General features: G+C 64.6%; 18 protein-coding genes, 1 tRNA gene and 1 riboswitch. Of the genes, 5 read left to right on the top strand and 14 right to left on the bottom strand.

The window, feature by feature from the left end:
• Positions 1-234: 234 nt before the first annotated feature.
• From lptB to thiB, 9 genes are all read right to left on the bottom strand, one after another.
• Positions 235-996 (bottom strand): LPS export ABC transporter ATP-binding protein, encoded by a 762-nt coding sequence (gene lptB, locus RSE12_01135; GenBank protein ID WRH62966.1) that lies wholly within the window; start codon positions 994-996, stop codon positions 235-237.
• Positions 993-1493, bottom strand: coding sequence for a lipopolysaccharide transport periplasmic protein LptA (lptA, locus tag RSE12_01130; protein WRH62965.1), 501 nt, complete (start codon positions 1491-1493; stop codon positions 993-995). The genes lptB and lptA overlap by 4 nt, the downstream gene beginning before the upstream one ends.
• Before the next feature lie 23 nt (positions 1494-1516).
• A complete protein-coding gene (gene lptC, locus RSE12_01125; protein WRH62964.1) occupies positions 1517-2131 on the bottom strand; it encodes an LPS export ABC transporter periplasmic protein LptC in 615 nt (204 codons plus the stop codon).
• A complete protein-coding gene (locus tag RSE12_01120; GenBank protein ID WRH62963.1) occupies positions 2131-3096 on the bottom strand; it encodes a KpsF/GutQ family sugar-phosphate isomerase in 966 nt (321 codons plus the stop codon). Before RSE12_01120 ends, lptC begins: the two co-directional genes overlap by 1 nt.
• On the bottom strand, positions 3077-3691 hold the full coding sequence (locus RSE12_01115) for a ribonuclease D (GenBank protein WRH62962.1): 615 nt from the start codon (positions 3689-3691) through the stop codon (positions 3077-3079). The genes RSE12_01120 and RSE12_01115 overlap by 20 nt, the downstream gene beginning before the upstream one ends.
• Before the next feature lie 133 nt (positions 3692-3824).
• A tRNA-Leu gene (locus RSE12_01110) sits at positions 3825-3909 on the bottom strand.
• A 65-nt stretch (positions 3910-3974) separates the two neighbouring features.
• Entirely contained in the window at positions 3975-4673 is a 699-nt protein-coding gene (locus RSE12_01105; GenBank protein ID WRH62961.1) for an ATP-binding cassette domain-containing protein, read from the bottom strand.
• Entirely contained in the window at positions 4660-6216 is a 1557-nt protein-coding gene (locus RSE12_01100; GenBank protein ID WRH62960.1) for an ABC transporter permease subunit, read from the bottom strand. Before RSE12_01100 ends, RSE12_01105 begins: the two co-directional genes overlap by 14 nt.
• Positions 6192-7181 carry a thiamine ABC transporter substrate binding subunit gene (gene thiB / locus RSE12_01095; GenBank protein ID WRH62959.1) on the bottom strand — a complete coding sequence of 330 codons (990 nt, stop codon included), beginning with the start codon at positions 7179-7181 and terminating at the stop codon, positions 6192-6194. Before thiB ends, RSE12_01100 begins: the two co-directional genes overlap by 25 nt.
• Before the next feature lie 36 nt (positions 7182-7217).
• Positions 7218-7318: riboswitch (TPP riboswitch) on the bottom strand.
• Between the two features lie 166 nt (positions 7319-7484).
• Between thiB and aroC the strand changes: the two genes are divergently transcribed.
• Positions 7485-8585: a chorismate synthase gene (gene aroC / locus RSE12_01090; GenBank protein ID WRH62958.1), complete on the top strand. Its 1101-nt coding sequence runs from the start codon at positions 7485-7487 to the stop codon at positions 8583-8585.
• Position 8586: 1 nt separating this feature from the next.
• On the opposite strand, the gene RSE12_01085 is transcribed toward aroC, so the two are convergent.
• Positions 8587-9279 (bottom strand): YafY family protein, encoded by a 693-nt coding sequence (locus RSE12_01085; protein WRH62957.1) that lies wholly within the window; start codon positions 9277-9279, stop codon positions 8587-8589.
• A gap of 72 nt (positions 9280-9351) precedes the next feature.
• On the opposite strand from RSE12_01085, the gene RSE12_01080 reads away from it, so the two are divergent.
• Positions 9352-9951, top strand: a complete 600-nt coding sequence (locus tag RSE12_01080; GenBank protein WRH62956.1) for a glutathione S-transferase family protein — start codon at positions 9352-9354, stop codon at positions 9949-9951.
• Between the two features lie 6 nt (positions 9952-9957).
• On the opposite strand, the gene RSE12_01075 is transcribed toward RSE12_01080, so the two are convergent.
• From RSE12_01075 to RSE12_01065, 3 genes are all read right to left on the bottom strand, one after another.
• On the bottom strand, positions 9958-10836 hold the full coding sequence (locus RSE12_01075; GenBank protein ID WRH62955.1) for a DMT family transporter: 879 nt from the start codon (positions 10834-10836) through the stop codon (positions 9958-9960).
• Positions 10837-10905: 69 nt separating this feature from the next.
• Positions 10906-11193: an HU family DNA-binding protein gene (locus RSE12_01070; protein ID WRH62954.1), complete on the bottom strand. Its 288-nt coding sequence runs from the start codon at positions 11191-11193 to the stop codon at positions 10906-10908.
• Between the two features lie 159 nt (positions 11194-11352).
• Positions 11353-12831, bottom strand: coding sequence for an AMP nucleosidase (locus RSE12_01065; protein WRH62953.1), 1479 nt, complete (start codon positions 12829-12831; stop codon positions 11353-11355).
• Between the two features lie 127 nt (positions 12832-12958).
• Here RSE12_01065 and RSE12_01060 point away from each other — a divergent pair, with 127 nt between their 5' ends.
• The 3 genes from RSE12_01060 (at position 12959) to RSE12_01050 (ending at position 15890) form a co-directional block, all read left to right on the top strand.
• Positions 12959-13798 carry an SDR family oxidoreductase gene (locus tag RSE12_01060; GenBank protein WRH62952.1) on the top strand — a complete coding sequence of 280 codons (840 nt, stop codon included), beginning with the start codon at positions 12959-12961 and terminating at the stop codon, positions 13796-13798.
• 249 nt (positions 13799-14047) lie between these two features.
• Positions 14048-15043 (top strand): TerC family protein, encoded by a 996-nt coding sequence (locus RSE12_01055; protein WRH62951.1) that lies wholly within the window; start codon positions 14048-14050, stop codon positions 15041-15043.
• 70 nt (positions 15044-15113) lie between these two features.
• Entirely contained in the window at positions 15114-15890 is a 777-nt protein-coding gene (locus RSE12_01050; protein ID WRH62950.1) for an ion transporter, read from the top strand.
• 21 nt (positions 15891-15911) lie between these two features.
• Here the strand turns inward: RSE12_01050 and dxs are convergent, their stop codons facing one another.
• The gene (dxs, locus tag RSE12_01045; protein WRH62949.1) at positions 15912-17825 is read right to left on the bottom strand and encodes a 1-deoxy-D-xylulose-5-phosphate synthase; all 1914 of its coding nucleotides are present in this window, start codon (positions 17823-17825) and stop codon (positions 15912-15914) included.
• Positions 17826-17841 lie beyond the last annotated feature (16 nt).

Genomic DNA, 17841 nt, shown 5'->3' with positions numbered 1-17841 from the left:
ATCGGCCCGGCCGCGCCGAAACCGGCGACGGGCGAACCCTCGTTAAACTGACGTGGTACCGAAAGTGCGTTCCTGCAAGGTGACCAGCCGTCGTGGCGGCGGTATTGGCAGATCGGGACAGGGCGATTTGCGCACTCATCACGGTTATTTGGCATCCGCCCGTGCCATCTTGTCAACAGCGTCGTTCGGATGGGTCCGCGCAGGTGCCGTTGCAGGCATCCGCAGTGGCAGGGATCAGCCGATCCTGAAATTCTGGCCCAGGTAAACCCGGCGCACCGTTTCATCGCGCACCACCTCATCGGTGGTCCCGCTCATCAGCACCTTGCCGTCATGCAGGATATAGGCGCGGTCCACGATCTCCAGCGTCTCGCGCACGTTATGATCGGTGATCAGCACCCCGATGCCCCGGCTTTTCAGATCCTGCACCAATCCGCGGATTTCCCCCACCGCAATCGGGTCCACCCCGGCAAAGGGTTCGTCCAGAAGCAGATACTTCGGGTCCGCCGCCAAGCAGCGCGCAATCTCCACCCGCCGCCGTTCCCCGCCCGACAGCGCCAGCGCAGGCGCACGCCGCAGATGGGTGATTGAAAACTCCGACAGCAATTCCTCCAGCCGCTCGCGCCGCTTGTGCCGGTCGGAATGCGTAATCTCTAGTACGGCAAGGATATTGTCCTCGACGGACAGGCCGCGAAAAATTGAAACTTCCTGCGGCAGATAGCCGATCCCCAGCCGCGCCCGGCGATACATCGGCAGCGCGGTCACATCGCGCCCGTCGATCAGCACCTCGCCGCCTTCCGGCGTCACCAGCCCGGCAATGGCATAGAAGCAGGTCGTCTTGCCCGAACCGTTCGGCCCCAGCAGCGCCACCACTTCGCCCCGGTTCAACTGCATGGAAACGTCCCGGATCACCGGTCGCCGCTTATAGCTTTTGCGCAGGTTGCGGATGGACAGCCCCGCCGATCCGGCGGTTACGGTTAGGTCAGGACCAGTCTTCACGGATTGGCCTTGCCGGGCACAAACACTGTCTGAACCCGCCCCTCCATGCTGCCCGTTCCTGCATCCAGGTTATAGACCAGCCTGTTGCCCGAAATCGTCGTCTGCCCCTGCGTCAGCAGCACATTGCCCGTCATCACAACCTCGCCCGACGCGATGGTATAGACCGCAGCATCCGCCTCGGCGGCATCGGTCGGGCTGGCAAACAGCACCCGCCCATCCAGCAGCACCTTGGCGATTCCCTGGCCATCCGGCAGATATTCGATCCGCGCGGTTCCGGCCGAAATCGTCATCTCGCCCTGCTTGACCACGACATTGCCGGCAAATGTTGCCTGCCCCGTGCCCTGATCCACGCTCAGACTGTCAGCCGTTACCTCGACAGGAAGGGTCGTGTCCTGTTGCAGACCGGTCAGGTTGATGCTGGTCTGCGCCAATGCGAAACCGCCCATCACCGGAGAAAGCGCCAGGGTCAAGATCAAGGCGCGCAGGGCGGCGGGCATGTTTCCCTCAAATCGGTCAGAATTTACTTTGCCGGTTGATATACCAGCTTAACCGCCCCGTTGAAAACCAGAAGATAACCTTCGCTACCATCCCCCGCAGGCATGAGACGCATGGACTGCGCGGTGATCCGCCCGCCGGGCCCCTCAGCTGCCACCGCAGACCGTGCCTGAACGTCGGTTTCACCCAGTCGGGCGGTCATCTCGTCGGATGTCACGCGATAGCCGGAACTGTGCGTCAACCGCACATCGCCGGAAAAGGTGATCTCGGTCCCGTTCAGCGTCATCTGTGCCGTCGCGGCTTCCAGGTCGGTCTGCTGCCCATCCGGGGTGCTCAGCCGCGCCTGAACGCCAATCGCATTCGCCCCGGTTTCACCCTCGGCGGCGGGCCGTGCCTCTGCGGCGGTCACCTCCAGCGACGCGCCATCGCTGGTGGTTCCGGCATAGGTAGGCGCGGTCATCCGCGGCTCTTTCAGCCGCGCCTCCACGTCCACCTCGGCATAGGGCAGGGCGTCATCCGGATTGATCCGGTTGGAAATCAGAAACAGCATCGACAGGATCGCCAGCGCCGTCAGCGGCAGCAGCACCTTCAAGGCCGCCACCAGCCGTGACCAGCCATCCAGCGCCACCCGCCGTGCCATCACGCAATCCCGGCGCGCAGGCAGTCGTGGATATGCAGCAGCCCGATCACGGATTGGCTTCCCTCCGGGTCCACCACGAACAGGCAGGTGATCTTCTTCTCGTTCATGATCCGCACGGCCTTTTCTGCCAATGCCCCCGGCCCGATGGTCCGCGGCGCGGCGGTCATCACATCCCCCGCTGACAGGTCCAGCAGCCCCGCCATATGGCGGCGCAGGTCACCATCGGTGATGATCCCCTGAAGATACCCGTCCCCGTCCGTCACGCCAACCACGCCAAAGCCCTTGGCCGACATCATCAGCAGGGCATCGCTCATCGGCGCATCATGCGCCACCAGTGGCGCGTCGGTGCTCATCAAATCTGCCACCCGCGCCAGCCGCGCGCCCAGCTTTCCCCCGGGATGAAAGACGCGGAACTGATCCGGCGTGAACTGGCGATGCTCCATCAGCGCAATCGCCAGAGCATCCCCCAGCGCCAGCGTCATCGTCGTCGATGTCGTCGGCACGATCCCGGTTTCACAGGCCTCCGGCACCGTCGGCAACAGCAGCGCCACATCCGACTGTTTCAGAAGAGTCGATTCCGCCTTCCCCGCCACACCGATCAGCGGAATGTCGAACCGCCGGGTATGCGCGACGATATCGGCAAGCTCCGGCGTCTCGCCGCTGTTCGAAAGCACCAGCGCCACATCGCCCTTCATCACCATGCCCAGATCGCCATGGCTGGCCTCGGCCGGATGCACAAATTGGGCGGGCGTGCCCGTGCTGGCAAAGGTCGCGGCGATCTTGCGCGCCACGTGCCCCGATTTGCCCATGCCTGACACGATCACCCGCCCCGAGGCGTTCAGGATCAACTCCACCGCCGCGGCAAAGGCCCCGTCCAGCCCTTCAGCCAGCATCGCCAGCGCCTCCGCCTCGCGGCGGATCACGCGGCGGCCTGTGGCCAGCAAATCAGTGGTGGAAGATGTCATTGGGCTCATCCCATCCCATCAGGTCCAGCTCGGCCCGCGTCGGAAGGAAATCAAAGCACCGCTGCGCCAGATCCATCCGCCCCTCCCGCACCAGCCGCATCTCCAGTTCGGCCTTCAGCTTGTGCAGATACAGCACATCCGATGCCGCATATTCCTTCTGCGCATCGGTCAGCTCCACCGACCCCCAGTCACTCGTTTGTTGCTGCTTGGAAACATCCACGCCCACCAGTTCCAGCAGCAGGTATTTCAGCCCGTGCCGATCCGTGAACGTCCGGATCAGCCGCGAAGCGATCTTCGTGCACCACACCGGCGCGGTCGTCACCCCGAAGGCGTTCTTCAACGCCGCAATGTCGAACCGCCCGAAATGGAACAGCTTCACCACCGCCGGATCGGTCAGCAACCGCTCCAGATTCGGCGCGCTCCTCTGCCCCTTCGCAATCTGCACCAGATGCGCGTCGCCTTTGCCGTCCGACAGTTGCACGACGCACAGGCGGTCACGCCGCGGGTCCAGCCCCATCGTCTCGGTATCAATGGCCACCACAGGGCCAAGGTCCAGACCATCGGGCAGGTCGTTCTGATGCAGGAAAATGGCCAAGGTCGCGTCCTTTCGGCAGGTATCCGGGCAGCCATACCGACGCGCGGCTCAGGGGTCAACGCACGGGGGTCAACGGACCGGGGAAAACACAAAGGGCGCGGGTGTGAACCCGCGCCCTTTCGTCAGATCGACATGGTGCCCAGAAGAGGACTCGAACCTCCACGCCTTGCAGCGCTGGTACCTGAAACCAGTGCGTCTACCAATTCCGCCATCTGGGCCCAAGTCGATGTGGGGCTACGTAAAGAAGCCCGCAGGTGGTGTCAACGGGCGGCGCAAAGAATCTTCATCCTGCACCAAGATAGGCCGCAAGCGCCGGGGGCGGATCGGCAAACAGCGCCCCGGTCGCCACGGGCGCATGTGCCCGTCCCTCGGCCACCAGCATCGTCACATCGGCAAAACGCTGCGCGTCCTGCGGGTCATGCGTCACCATCAACACGGTCGCCCCCGTCTCATCCGCCACCTCCCGCACCAGCGCCAGCATCTCGGCCTTCAGCGCCGGGCCCAGCGCCGCAAAGGGCTCATCCAGCAACAGCAGCGGCCGCGCCCGCAACAGCGCCCGCGCCAGCGCCGCCCGCCCTTGCTGCCCGCCCGACAACTGCCCCGGCTTGCGCCCGCCCAACCCCTCCAGCCCCGTCCGCGCCAGCGCCTCCGCGATCCGCACCCGCGCCGCCGCGTCGATCCGCCCATCCGGCGACAGGCCCAGCGCAAGGTTGCGCTCCACCGTCAGATGCGGAAACAGGTTCTGATCCTGAAACAGGATCGTCACGGGCCGCTGTCCGGGTGGCAGATCGGTGATATCCGCCCCGTCCCACCGCATGCGCCCCGCCTGCGGCGCAACAAACCCCGCAATCGCATTCAGCAGCGTCGATTTCCCCGCCCCCGAGGGCCCCAGCACCGCGCAGCGCGCGCCCTGTGGCAGTGTCAGGTCCGCTTCCAGCCGGAACGCCCCCTCGGTCAGCACAAGATGATCAAGCTGCAGCATGGCGTCCGATCCTGTCAAACAGCGCAAACAGCGCAAAGGATATTCCCATCAGGATCAGCGATGCCGCCGCTGCCGCCTCCATCCGGTAACTGCCCATCAGCCCGTGAATGAACAGGGGCAGCGTGGCGTTGTTCTCGGCGGCAAACAAGGTGATCACCCCAAGATCGCCCATCGACAGCGCCGCCGTGATCCCCGCACCAAACCCCAGCGGCCGCGCAAGGCAGGGCAGGGTGACCAGCCGCAGCCGCGCGCCCCGCGTCAGGCCCAGCGCCTGCGCCAGCCGGTCATGCCCCTGATGCAGCGCCCGCGCCTCGGGCAGCAGCAGGCGATAGGCATAGGGCAGCGCCAGCGTCGCATTCACCGCAATCGTCACGGGCAGCGCCATCGCCGATGGCGTGGCCACCCCGCGCAGTGCCAGAAACAACCCCGTCCCGATCACCAGCGACGATGCCGCCAGCGGCAAGGTCGCCGCCGCATCGAACAACCGATGCCCCGCCGCCCGCCGCCCCGCCGCCATCGCCAGAACCAGCGCCGCTCCGGTCACCAGCACCGTCGTCACCAGCGCCACCAGCACAGACCGCAGTGTCGCAGCCCACATCCCCCCCGGCAGTTCATCCATCCCGCCCAGCCCCCGGATCACCAGCACCCCCAAGGGCAGCATCAGAAACCCCGCCGCCAGCACGATCGCCGCCACATCCATCCCCTTGCGCCATCCGTCCGGCGCAGGCATCTCTACCCGCCGCCCCAGCCCGGTGCCGAACCCCGTATCCCGGATCAGCGACCAACCCACCGCCAGCGCCGTCAGGCACAGTGCGAATTGCAGCACTGCCAGCGTCGCCGCCCGCTCTGGCGCGAAATCGAACCGCAGCGCCTGATAGATCGCCAGTTCCACCGTCGTCGCCCCCGGCCCACCACCCAACGTCAATGCCACCGCGAAACTCGCAAGGCAGATGGTGAACACCGTCAGAATCGCGCCGGGCAGGGTGGCCCGGAGCATCGGCCATTCCAGATGCCGGAACTGCGCGCCGGGTGTCAGGTCCAAAGATTGCGCCAACCGGAACCGCTCGGCCGGGATCGCCTGCCAGCCCAGCAGCAGCATCCTCGTCGCCAGCGGCAGGTTCAAAAACACATGCGCCAGCACCACGCCATGCAGCCCATAGATCGACAGGCGCGGCAGACCCAGCATCGCCAGCCCGTCATTCAACACCCCCGCACGGCCAAAGATTGCCAGCAAGCCCAGCACCGCCACGATCACCGGCAATAGGAACGGCGCCCCCATCAGCGTGATGAGCAGCCCCCGCCCCGCAAAGCGCCGTCGCGCCAGCGCGCGCGCCACCGGAACCGCCAGCAGGCATGAGATCACCGCCGACAACGCCGCTTGCGTCACGGTGAACCGCACCGCCGCCCAATCCGCCACACCCGGCATCGCCGCCCCGGCATAAAGCGCCACCACGGCAACTGTGCCCAGCGTCATCCCTCCCAGCAGGGCGGCGATTATCGCCGCCCCGAAAGGTGGCCTCAGCGTGCCAGCGCGGCTTGCCATTCGGCCAGCGCCCCCTCGCGTGCGGCCAATGCCTCATCCGCCGTCAGCAGGAGTGATGTTTCGGGCGTGATCAACGTCTCAAACCCCGCCGGCAACCCCGCCGCAGGTGTCACTGCCGGATACATCCAGTTCGTCGTCGGGATCACCGACTGGAACGCCTCGGTCCCCATGAAAGCCAAAAAGGCATCCGCCAGTTCCGGCTGATCCGTCGCGGCCAATTTCCCCGCCACCTCGACCTGCAAATAATGCCCTTCGCTGAAGGCCGCCGCCGCCTTGCTGGCGTCTTCCTCGGCAATCAGGTGATAGGCGGGCGATGTGGTGTAGGACAGCACCATGTCTGCCTCACCCTCCAGAAACAGCCCATAGGCCTCAGACCAGCCGGGCGTCACCGTCACGATATTGTCGGCCAGCCCTTCCCAGATCGCCCCCGCCTTATCACCATAGGCGGCCTTCACCCACATCAGCAGCCCCAGCCCGGGGGTGGATGACCGGGGGTCCTGAATGATGATCTTCACGTCTGACGCAGCCAGTTCTTCGAAATTCTTCGGTGGCGTGGGCAGCTTTGCCTTGTCATGCACAAAGGCAAACCAGCCCCAGTCATAGGGCAGGAAGGTCGGGTCATCGAACGCCACTGGCAGGCTGTTCTTCCACCCCTGCCCATGCGGCGCGAACAGGCCCGTGGTCGTGGCGGCAGCGGTCAGGTTGGTATCCAGCCCCAGCACGACATCTGCCTCCGACGCCGCCCCCTCCATCTGGACCCGCGCCAGCAACGCCGCGCCATCGCCCGCCGCCACGAATTGCAGATCGCAGGCGCAGGTCGCCTCGAACGCCGTTTCCACCGCCGGGCCGGGGCCCCATTCGGCGGTGAAACTGTCATAGGTCAGAACAGTCAGCACGGGCTTGTCTTGTGCCGCGGCCATGGTGGCAACGGTGGCAAAACCCAGCGCAAGGATGGACGTCTTCATGTCATTCTCCATGTGCGACGGGACAGGTCGGGGATGGAGGATTCCATGCACCTTCCCTCCGCCGGTATGATCCGGTTCAGGTTCAACGGGTCCGCTTTCGCATCTCAGCCTGTCACCAGGCACCCCGAGGTATCGGCCAAGATAGGCAAAGGTCCGGCAGGTGCAAGGGGGAATTGGTCAGCTCCGTTTGCGCGCAGCGCAGGGTGGCAAGGCTGCAAGGGTATTTCTGCCAAGGTGAAAGGGCTTTGCGCGTTGCGTTCGATTGGCCTATGGACGAACCCGGATCAGACGGAGCAGCCAGGCATGTCCTTCAACACCTTCGGCCATATCTTCCGGGTCACCACCTGGGGCGAAAGCCATGGCCCAGCGCTGGGCTGCACGGTTGATGGCGTGCCCCCCGGCATTGCCCTGTCGGAGGCTGACATTCAGCCCTGGATGGACAAGCGCAAGCCGGGCCAGAACAAGTTCACCACCCAACGCAAGGAACCCGATGAGGTGCGCATCCTGTCGGGCGTGTTCGAAGGCGTCACGACCGGCACTCCGATCCAGCTGATGATCGAAAACACCGACCAGCGGTCCAAGGATTACGGCGATATCGCGCAGGCTTTCCGCCCCGGCCATGCCGACATCACCTATCATCAGAAATACGGCCTGCGCGATTATCGCGGCGGTGGCCGGTCCAGCGCGCGGGAAACCGCGGCGCGGGTGGCTGCGGGCGCTGTTGCGCGCGCCGTTCTGGCGCGGCTGGCCCCCGGCCTGCGTATCGCGGGCTATATGGTGCAAATGGGCCCGCGCGGCATCGACCGCACCCGTCTCGATCTGGCCGAGGTGGATCGCAACCCCTTCTGGTGCCCCGATCCCGTCGCCGCTGCCGATTGGGCGGACTATCTGGATGACCTGCGCAAGTCGCACAATTCCGTGGGCGCTGTGATCGAAGTGGTGGCCGAAGGCGTCCCCTCCGGCCTTGGCGCGCCGCTCTATGGCAAGCTCGACAGCGACCTCGCCTCTGCCATGATGTCGATCAACGCCGTCAAGGCTGTGGAAATCGGCGATGGGATGGCTTCGGCCGCGCTGACCGGGGTAGAGAACGCCGATGAAATCCGCATGGGGCCGGATGGTCCGGAATTCCTGTCCAACCACGCAGGCGGTATCCTTGGCGGCATCTCTACCGGGCAGCCGGTCATCTGCCGTTTTGCGGTGAAACCCACCTCATCGATCCTGACCCCCCGCCGCACGATCAACGCCAAGGGCGAAGAGATCGACCTCATCACCAAGGGCCGCCACGACCCCTGCGTCGGCATCCGCGCCGTCCCGGTGGGCGAGGCGATGATGGCCTGCGTGCTGCTGGACCATCTGCTTTTGGATCGCGGTCAGACCGGCGGGTTGCGCGGGGCGATCGGCTGATCTAGCCGCCTGTCCCACCGCCCCGCAGGCGGGCGTGGAATTCGCGCAAAAGCGGCACGCGGCGGGGGCGATAGCTGTTGCCCGTCCGGGTGGCCGTGCCAATGCGCGCAAGGTCGAAGCGGCGGAAATCCTGCCGCAGCGTGCACCACGCCAAAAGCATCAGCGTCCGGTCCAGAAAGACGATGGACAGCGGCCAGACGGGCCGCTCGGTCTGCCGGCCATCCTTGTCGTGATAGGTGATGCGAAGCTCGGCTTCGTCCCATGACGCCTCGCGCAGGGTGGCAAGATGGGGAGAGGGCGGGCGTTTCTCAAAGCGGTAGGTTTCCTGCACGGCATGAAGGGCCTGCCGCTGCACCCGTTCAGGCAGGGTGGCGATGATCTTGGCCTGAGCCGATTTCGCTGCGGCGGCCAGAGTGGGGTCGCCGATATGGCGCAGTTCGGCAAGGGCGAGGGTCAGAGCCTCCACCTCTAACCGGGTAAACATCTGGGGCGGAAGGGCTGGGTCTTCGGTCAGGGTGTAGCCGAAGCCTGCGGCGCCGTCGATCAAGGCGCCGCCCGCGCGCAGCGCCGCAATATCGCGATAGAGAGACCGGAGCGAGACGCCGGTTTCGTCGGCCAGCCGTTCGGCGGTGACGGGCGCAGGCAGGGTGCGCAAAGCATGGAGAAGGCGGAAAAGGCGATCGGAGCGGGGCACGGGCTGCTGACGGAAATTGACAGGAGGGGCAGAGCATAATCGAGCCATCGGAAAAGCCAAAGGAGAACGCCGATGCTGACGCTGTTTCACGCCCCGCTAAGCCGGGGAACGCGGGTGAGGGTGCTGCTGGAAGAGATGGGGGTGGCGGATGTCGTTGATCTGCGGATCGTCGACATCCCGCGTCAGGACGGGCGTGGGGCGCGCGATCCGGGCAATCCGCATCCCGAAGGGAAGGTACCGGCGCTGGTGGACGAGACTGGGGCTGTGGTGACAGAGACGGGAGCGGTCATGCTGCTGCTGACCGACATGTTTCCCGAAGGGCAGATGGCACCGTTGCCAGGAGACGCAGATCGGGGCGCCTATCTGACTTGGCTGTTCTGGTACGGGTCGGTGATGGAGCCCGTGATGATTCACAAGGCAGCGGGGCTGACGCATCCGTGGCTGACGGCGACCTATCGCGGGATAGAGGAGATGGAGGCGCGGATTTCGGCGGCTTTGGCGCGTGGGCCATGGCTGCTGGGCGAGCGGTTCAGTGCGGCGGATATCTTGATCCAGTCCCCCTGGCACTGGTTCCGCGACATGCAGGCCGAGGACCCCGCGATCCGCGACTGGGTGGCGCGAGGGGCGGCGCGGGCGGCGTTCCGCAAGGTGATGGCGGAAGAGAATGGTTAGGGCAGGTCAGGGGACGCGGCGCGACAGCTGCACGGCGAGAATGCCTGCGGCGACAATAGCCGCGCCAAGGATGTCGGTCAGGCGAAGCGTTTCGTTCAGCAAAAGCGCCGCGATGGCCGTCCCGAAGGCCGGGTTGAGGAAGTGGTAGGTCGCCGCGCGAGTGGGGCCGATACGGCGAACAAGGGCAAACCAGATCAGCGTGGCGGCTAGGCCTGGGATAAAGATCTGGTAGGTGAAGGCGAGCGCGAGCGGCAGGGTCGGCGTCAGGCGGAAGGGTTCCGTCAGGGCGGCGATGACGGCCAGCGCGGCAGAGCCAGCCAGCATCTGCAGGCCAACAATCAGCAGGAGCGAGCCGAGCCCGCCCTGCGCGCCGGAGGCGGAGCGCAGGGTGAGGGTGGCCACAGCCAGCGCCAGCGCGCCGAGGATGCAAAGCGCGGTGCCCAGCGGGTCGGCCCCGCCGGACAGGCGGGTTCCCATGATAAGGGCGACGCCCGCAAACCCGGCGGCCAGCCCCGCAAGGCCGAGGGCGGGAAGACGTTCGCCCCGGAAGGCCCAAGACAGGGCGGCGACCATCAGCGGCATGGAGGCGGCGATGATGACGGCGAGCGACGCCTCAACCCATTGCAAGGCGATGAAGTTGAGGCCGAGATAGGCCGCGTTCTGCAAAAGGCCGAAGGCCGCGACAGAACGCCATTGCGCGCGGGTGAGGGTGAGGCGCGCGCCCAGCACCAGCGCGACGCCCACGGCGAGAAGGCCCGAAATCAGGAAGCGTGCGGCAAGCGTGGCCAGCGGCGCGGCATCGGCCACGATGATGCGGGCCGTGGCGAAAGCCGATGACCACATCAGGGCAAAGAGGAGGCCCATCAAAAGCGCGCGCAGATCCATTGTCAGCGTCCCAAAAAGAAAGGCCGCCCGTTTCGGGGCGGCCCATTGCCTTGGCCATCAGGCCGCAGGTCAGGCGTTGACGCTGTCCTTCAGCGCCTTGGCGATCGAGAACTTCACCTGCTTGTCAGCGGGCTTGGTCACGGTTTCGCCGGTCGCCGGGTTGCGCACCTGACGCTCGGGCCGTGCGCGGCAAACGACCTTGCCCAGACCCGGCAGCGTCACGGCACCACCGGCGGCCACTTCCGTTGCCACCACTGCGGCAATCGCATCCAAAGCTGCGCCGGCGGTTTTCTTGTCCGAACCCATCTGGTCGGCGAGAGCGGCTACAAGCTGGGTCTTGGTCATCGGTTTGGTCATGTGATGTTCCTTCGTTACTGGTCCCGATATCAGGCGGGGCTGTCCCTGTCCTTGAAGTGACTTGCGTCGCTAAAATCTGTTTTACCGAACAAATCAAGCGCATTCTGCCCGTTCCCGCCGCTTTACGCAGGGTGGCATGGCGGAAACATGCCGTCACGGTCAGAGAAACGCGGTTTCGTCAAAGCTGCGCAACTTTCTGCTGTGGATGCGTTCGATCGGCATGGCGCGCAACATCTCCATTGCACGAACCCCGATCTGCAAATGCCGCGCGACCTGTGTCTTGTAGAATTCCGATGCCATGCCGGGCAGCTTCAACTCACCATGCAGCGGCTTGTCGGACACACACAAAAGCGTGCCATAGGGCACCCGGAACCGGAACCCGTTCGCCGCGATGGTGGCGCTTTCCATATCCAGCGCGATGGCCCGCGATTGCGACAGGCGCTGCACCGGGCCGGACTGATCACGCAATTCCCAGTTGCGGTTGTCGATGGTGGCGACCGTTCCCGTCCGCATGATGCGCTTCAGCTCATACCCCTCAAGCTGGGTCACCTCTTCCACTGCGTCTTCCAGCGCGATCTGGATCTCGGCCAGCGCAGGAATCGGCACCCAGATGGGCAGGTCGTCGTCCAGCACATGATCTTCGCGCAGATAGGCATGGGCCAGCACGAAATCGCCAAGGCTCTGGGAATTCCGCAACCCCGCGCAATGGCCCACCATCAACCATGCATGCGGGCGCAGCACGGCGATATGGTCGGTCGCGGTCTTGGCATTGGACGGGCCGACGCCGATATTGACCAGCGTGATCCCCTGACCATCCGCCCGCTTCAGGTGATAGGTCGGCATTTGCGGCATCTTGGTGGGCTGATGCAGGGCGCCATCGGGCGTCTCGATCACCTGATTGCCGGGCGCGACAAAGGCCGTATAGCCCGATGCCGGATCGGCCAGCACCTCACGGGCATAGGCCTCAAACTCATCGACATAGAACTGATAGTTGGTGAACAACACATGGTTCTGGAAATGCGCCGCATCCGTTGCGGTGTAATGCACCAGCCGGGCCAGCGAATAATCCACACGCTGTGCGGTGAACGGGGCCAGCGGGCGCGATCCATCGGCATGCACCTGTCGCGTGCCGTTCACGATGTCATCATTCGTGGTGGCCAGGTCCGGCACATCGAACACGTCGCGCAGCGAAAACTCCAGCACGCCTTCCTGCGGGACAGAAACTTTGGGGTTCCCGGCCACCGCGAAATGCACTGGAATCGGCGTTTCCGACGGGCCGATCAGCACCGGCTGGCCATGATGGCGCACCAGAAGCTCGATCTGCTGGATCAGGTAGTTGCGAAACAGGTCCGGCCGCGTGACCGTGGTGGAATAGGTGCCCGGCTCCGCCACATGACCAAAGGACAGGCGCGAGTCGGTCTTCACATGGCTCGTCGTGGTCAGCCGGATTTCGGGGTAATAGGCGCGGATGCGCGATGCGGGCTTCTGCCCCGTCACGGCTTTCGTGAAATGCTGCGACAGAAAGGCCGTCGCGGAAAAATACAGCTCTTCCAGCCGGTCAACAGCGGCAATGGGATCAAGGAACGCTTCGGGTTCCATCGTGTCGGGGGTCAAAATCGGATGGGCTTCGTCGGTCATGTCTTTGTTCTTTTTTCTTTCGCTACTCGTAATTTGATCACGCATCTAATCCGAAAGGGGGGGGCTTCCGCAAGTGAAGGCTTTGCAACAGCTTGCGCAGGGCTGTCTGCCGCGAAATAGTCGCCCCATGAAAACGCTTCTTTCCATTGGCCACGGCTATTCCGCGCAGGCCCTCGCCCGCCTTCTCATTCCGCAAGGCTGGGTGGTCATCGGCACCACCCGCAGCGCCGACCGGGCCCGCGCATTCGCGGCCGAAGGCGTCGAACCTCTACTCCTGCCCGGCACGCTCGCCCCGGCCCTCGCCCGCGCCAGTCATATCCTCACCTCCGTCGCCCCGGATGCGTCGGGTGATCCCATCCTGCGCGACCATGCGGCCGAACTCCACGCCGCCCGCCCGGAATGGGTGGGCTATCTCTCCACCACAGCCGTCTACGGCGATCATCAGGGCGGCTGGGTGAGTGAGGATACCCCCCTCACCCCCGCCACCCCGCGCGGTCAGGCCCGTGTGGCCGCCGAAACCGCTTGGGGCGACCTCGGCCTGCCGGTGCACATCTTCCGCCTCGCGGGCATCTATGGCCCCGGTCGCGGCCCTTTCGAAAAGGTCCGCGACGGGACCGCCCGCCGCATCATCAAGCCCGGTCAGGTCTTCAGCCGCATTCATGTCGATGACATCGCACAGGTTCTGGCCGCCTCGATGCAGCACCCCCGTCCGGGTTCCGTCTACAACCTCTGCGATGACGATCCCGCCCCGCCCGAAGACGTGATCGCCCATGCGGCGGAACTGCTCGGCCTGCCGCTGCCCCCGGCCATCCCCTATGATCAGGCCGACCTCACCCCGATGGCGCGCAGCTTCTATGCCGAAAGCAAGCGCGTCCGGAATGACCGGATCAAATCCGATCTCGGCATCACCCTTCTGCATCCCACCTATCGCCAGGGCCTTGCCGCACTGCTCGCGTTGGAAACCTGATCGCGCCCCCGCGCCCGCCCAAGCCGGAAGGGGGGCACCCTCAGTCCAAATCACGCGCCCGTGATTTTTTCCCCGATGCAGGGGTTGAATCGATCATTCCCATACCCACCTTCTGCCAGCGGGCCGGGCCCCTCTGACGCTTAACAGCGCCATGTCGGACCGCATCGAGTGCGTCTCGATGTCATGCCCGGACCGGTGATTGGCTGACCTCCAGACGCGTTGAATTTGTGTCTCGAAAGGTCAATGGGCATGGAATTTCTCGTTCTTCTGTTTCTGGGCAAGCCGCTATGGATGTGGCTGCTCTTCATCACACTGGTCGTGGCGCTGCTCGCCTTCGACCTCGGCGTTCTGCACAAGGACGGCGATCACGAAATCGGCGTCGCCGAAAGCCTCAAGCTTTCCGCGATGTACATCACCCTCGGCCTCGCCTTTTCGGGCTTCGTCTATTGGCAGATGGGATGGGAGCCGACCGCCCACTATCTGACGGCCTTCGTCGTCGAAAAAACGCTCGCGATGGACAACGTCTTTGTCATCGCGCTGATCTTCGCCTTCTTCGCCGTGCCCCGTGCCTATCAGCACCGCGTGCTGTTCTGGGGTATCCTCGGCGTGATCATCCTGCGCGGTATCATGATCGGGCTGGGGGCAACCATCGTCGCGTCCTACAGCTGGGTGCTCTATGTCTTCGCGGTCTTCCTGATCTTCACCGGCATCAAGATGATGTTCGTGGGCGAATCCGACCACAACATCGCCAACAACCCGGTCCTGAAATTCATCAAGCGCCGCTTCCGCGTGACGGATGAACTGCACGGCAACAACTTCTTCGTCAACAAGCCCGATCCCGGGGGCAAGATGGTGCGTTGGGCCACGCCGCTCTTCATCGCTCTGATCCTGATCGAAATCGCCGATCTGGTCTTTGCGGTGGATTCGGTGCCGGCAGTGTTCACCATCACCACCGACCCCTACATCGTCTACACCTCGAACATCTTCGCGATCCTCGGCCTGCGCGCCCTCTACTTCGCGCTGGCGGCCATCCTGCACCGCTTCGCCTATCTGAAATACGCGCTGTCGCTGCTTCTGGTCTTTATCGGGTCCAAGATCTTCATCGCCGATCTGATGGGTTGGGAAAAGTTCCCGCCGAGCTGGTCGCTGGGCATCACCTTCGCGATCCTCACGGCAGGCGTGGTCTTCTCGCTCTGGAAGACCAAGGATCAGCCAAAGGCCGATCTGGTGAAACCGGCCGAGTGAAGATATCCTGAATCAACACCGCGCCCGGCCCGCAAAGGCCGGGCGTAGCGATTCACAAAGGTAAGAAAAGATGACTGCCCTGCGTTCCCAAGTTGCCGAATTTCTCGACCGTCCCGTCGTCACCCGCTTCATCCTTGCGGTGATCCTGTTCAACGCCGTCATCCTTGGACTGGAGACGTCAAAGCCGATCATGGCCGCGGCAGGCGGAACGATCCTGTTCCTTGATCGTCTCTGCCTCGCCATCTTCATCGCTGAACTGGTGCTAAAGCTGTTCGCGCTGGGCGGGCGCTTTTTCCGGTCAGGCTGGAACGTCTTTGATCTGGCGGTCGTCGGCGTGGCCCTGCTGCCTGCAAGCGGCGGCCTGTCCGTCCTGCGGGCGCTGCGGGTGTTGCGGGTGCTGCGCGTCATCTCCATAGCCCCCAGCCTGCGCCGCGTGGTCGAAGGCTTCCTCCGCGCCCTGCCGGGGATGGGGTCGGTCCTGTTGCTGACACTGATCCTGTTCTACGTCTCGGCCGTCATGGCGACCAAACTTTTCGGGGTCAGCTTCCCCGACCGTTTCGGTGATCTTGGTGCCACCGCGCTGACGCTGTTTCAGGTGATGACGCTGGAGGGCTGGGCTGATGCCGTTGTCCGCCCGGTGATGGAGGTTTATCCCTATTCCTGGATCTTCTTCATCGGCTTCATTCTGGTGACCACCTTCGCGGTGATCAACTTGCTGGTCGGCCTTGTGGTCAACGCCATGCAAGAAGCGGCCGAGGCTGATAAACCCGACCACGCTGCCGAACGTCATGCCGAACTGATGGCCCGGATCGAAGGGCTGGAACGGAAGCTTGCCGAACGCGGCTGAAAGGGCAGGGGATCCGGGCCGTCAGGCCCGTTTCCCCACCACCGCCACCCCCAGCGCCTGCAAAACCTTCGCCTCGATCTGCGCCGCATCCATTCCGGCGACTTGATACATCCGCTCCGGGCTGGCCTGATCGATGAATATGTCGGGCAGCACCATGCTGCGGAACTTCAGCCCCCGGTCGAACACGCCCTCATCGGCCAGCAACTGCGCCACATGGCTGCCAAAGCCGCCCACCGCGCCCTCTTCCACCGTAATCAGCGCCTCATGGTGGCGGGCCGCGTTCAGGATCAGATCCCGGTCCAGCGGCTTGGCGAACCGCGCATCAATCACCGTCGGCGCAATCCCGCGCTGGGCCAGCGCTTCTGCCGCCTTCAGCACCTCGGCCAGTCGTGTGCCGAAGGACAGGATCGCCGCCCGCGCCCCTTCGCGGATGACCCGTCCCTTGCCGATTTCCAGCGGCACGCCGCGTGTGGGCATGTCACAGCCCACACCATCCCCGCGCGGAAAACGAAACGCAATCGGCCCGTCGTCATGTGCCACAGCGGTCGCCACCATATGTACCAGCTCCGCCTCATCCGCCGCCGCCATCACCACGATGCCCGGCAGATTGGCAAGGAAGGCCACGTCGAAACTGCCCGCATGGGTGGCGCCATCCGCCCCCACCAGCCCCGCCCGATCAATGGCAAAGCGCACGGGCAACCGCTGGATCGCCACGTCATGCACCACCTGATCATAACCACGCTGCAGGAAGGTGGAATAGATCGCACAGAACGGCTTCATCCCCCCCGCCGCCAACCCCGCGCTGAACGTCACCGCATGCTGTTCTGCGATCCCCACATCAAAACAGCGCCGGGGAAAGCGATCCGCAAACAGGTTCAGCCCCGTGCCATCCGGCATCGCCGCCGTAACGGCCACGATCTTCTCATCCCGCTCGGCTTCGGCAATCAGGCTCTGGGCAAACACCTTGGTATAGCTCGGCGCGTTCGACACTGCCTTCGCCTGCACCCCGGTCAGCACATCGAACTTGCCCGTCGCATGGCCCCTGTCGCGCGCCGCCTCGGCCGGGGCATAGCCCTTGCCCTTTTTTGTCAGCACATGAATCAGCATCGGCCCCGTCGCCCGCGCCTTCACTGTGCGCAGCACCGCCAGCAACTGATCCAGATCATGCCCGTCGATGGGCCCCAGATAGGAAAACCCCAACTCCTCGAACAGCGTGCCACCCACGGCCATGCCTTTCAGCATCTCCTTGGCCCGTCGCGCGCCCTCCTGAAACGGGCCAGGCAACAGGCTGACCGCGTTCTTCGCCGCCGCCTTCAGATCCTGAAACGGTGCCTCGGCATAGAGCCGCGACAGATATGAGGAAAGCGCCCCCACCGGCGGCGCAATAGACATCTCATTGTCGTTCAGGATCACGAACAGCCGCTTCTTCAGATGGCCTGCATTGTTCATCGCCTCGAACGCCATGCCCGCGCTCATCGATCCGTCACCAATCACCGCAATCGCATCACCCGGATCGCCACCCAGATCGCGCGCCGCCGCAAACCCCAGCGCCGCACTGATCGAGGTCGACGAATGCGCCGCCCCGAACGGATCATAGGGCGACTCGCTGCGTTTGGTGAATCCCGACAGCCCGCCCTCTGTCCGCAAGGTGCGGATACGGTCCCGCCGCCCGGTCAGAATCTTGTGCGGATAGCATTGATGCCCCACATCCCAGATCAGCTTGTCGCGCGGCGTGTCAAAGACGGCATGGATCGCCACCGTCAATTCTACCACGCCCAGCCCGGCCCCCAGATGCCCGCCCGTCTGCGACACCGCGCTGATCGTCTCGGCACGCAACTCATCCGCCACCTGCCGCAATTCACGGTCATTGAGTGACTTCAGGTCTGCAGGAGTGCTCACCCGGTCCAGCAGCGGGGTCTTGGGTCTGTCGGTCATTCTGCCCTCCAGCGGG

The organism is Fuscovulum sp., assembly GCA_035192965.1.
Taxonomy (GTDB): domain Bacteria; phylum Pseudomonadota; class Alphaproteobacteria; order Rhodobacterales; family Rhodobacteraceae; genus Paragemmobacter.
This window is presented reverse-complemented; position numbering and strand designations above follow the sequence as displayed.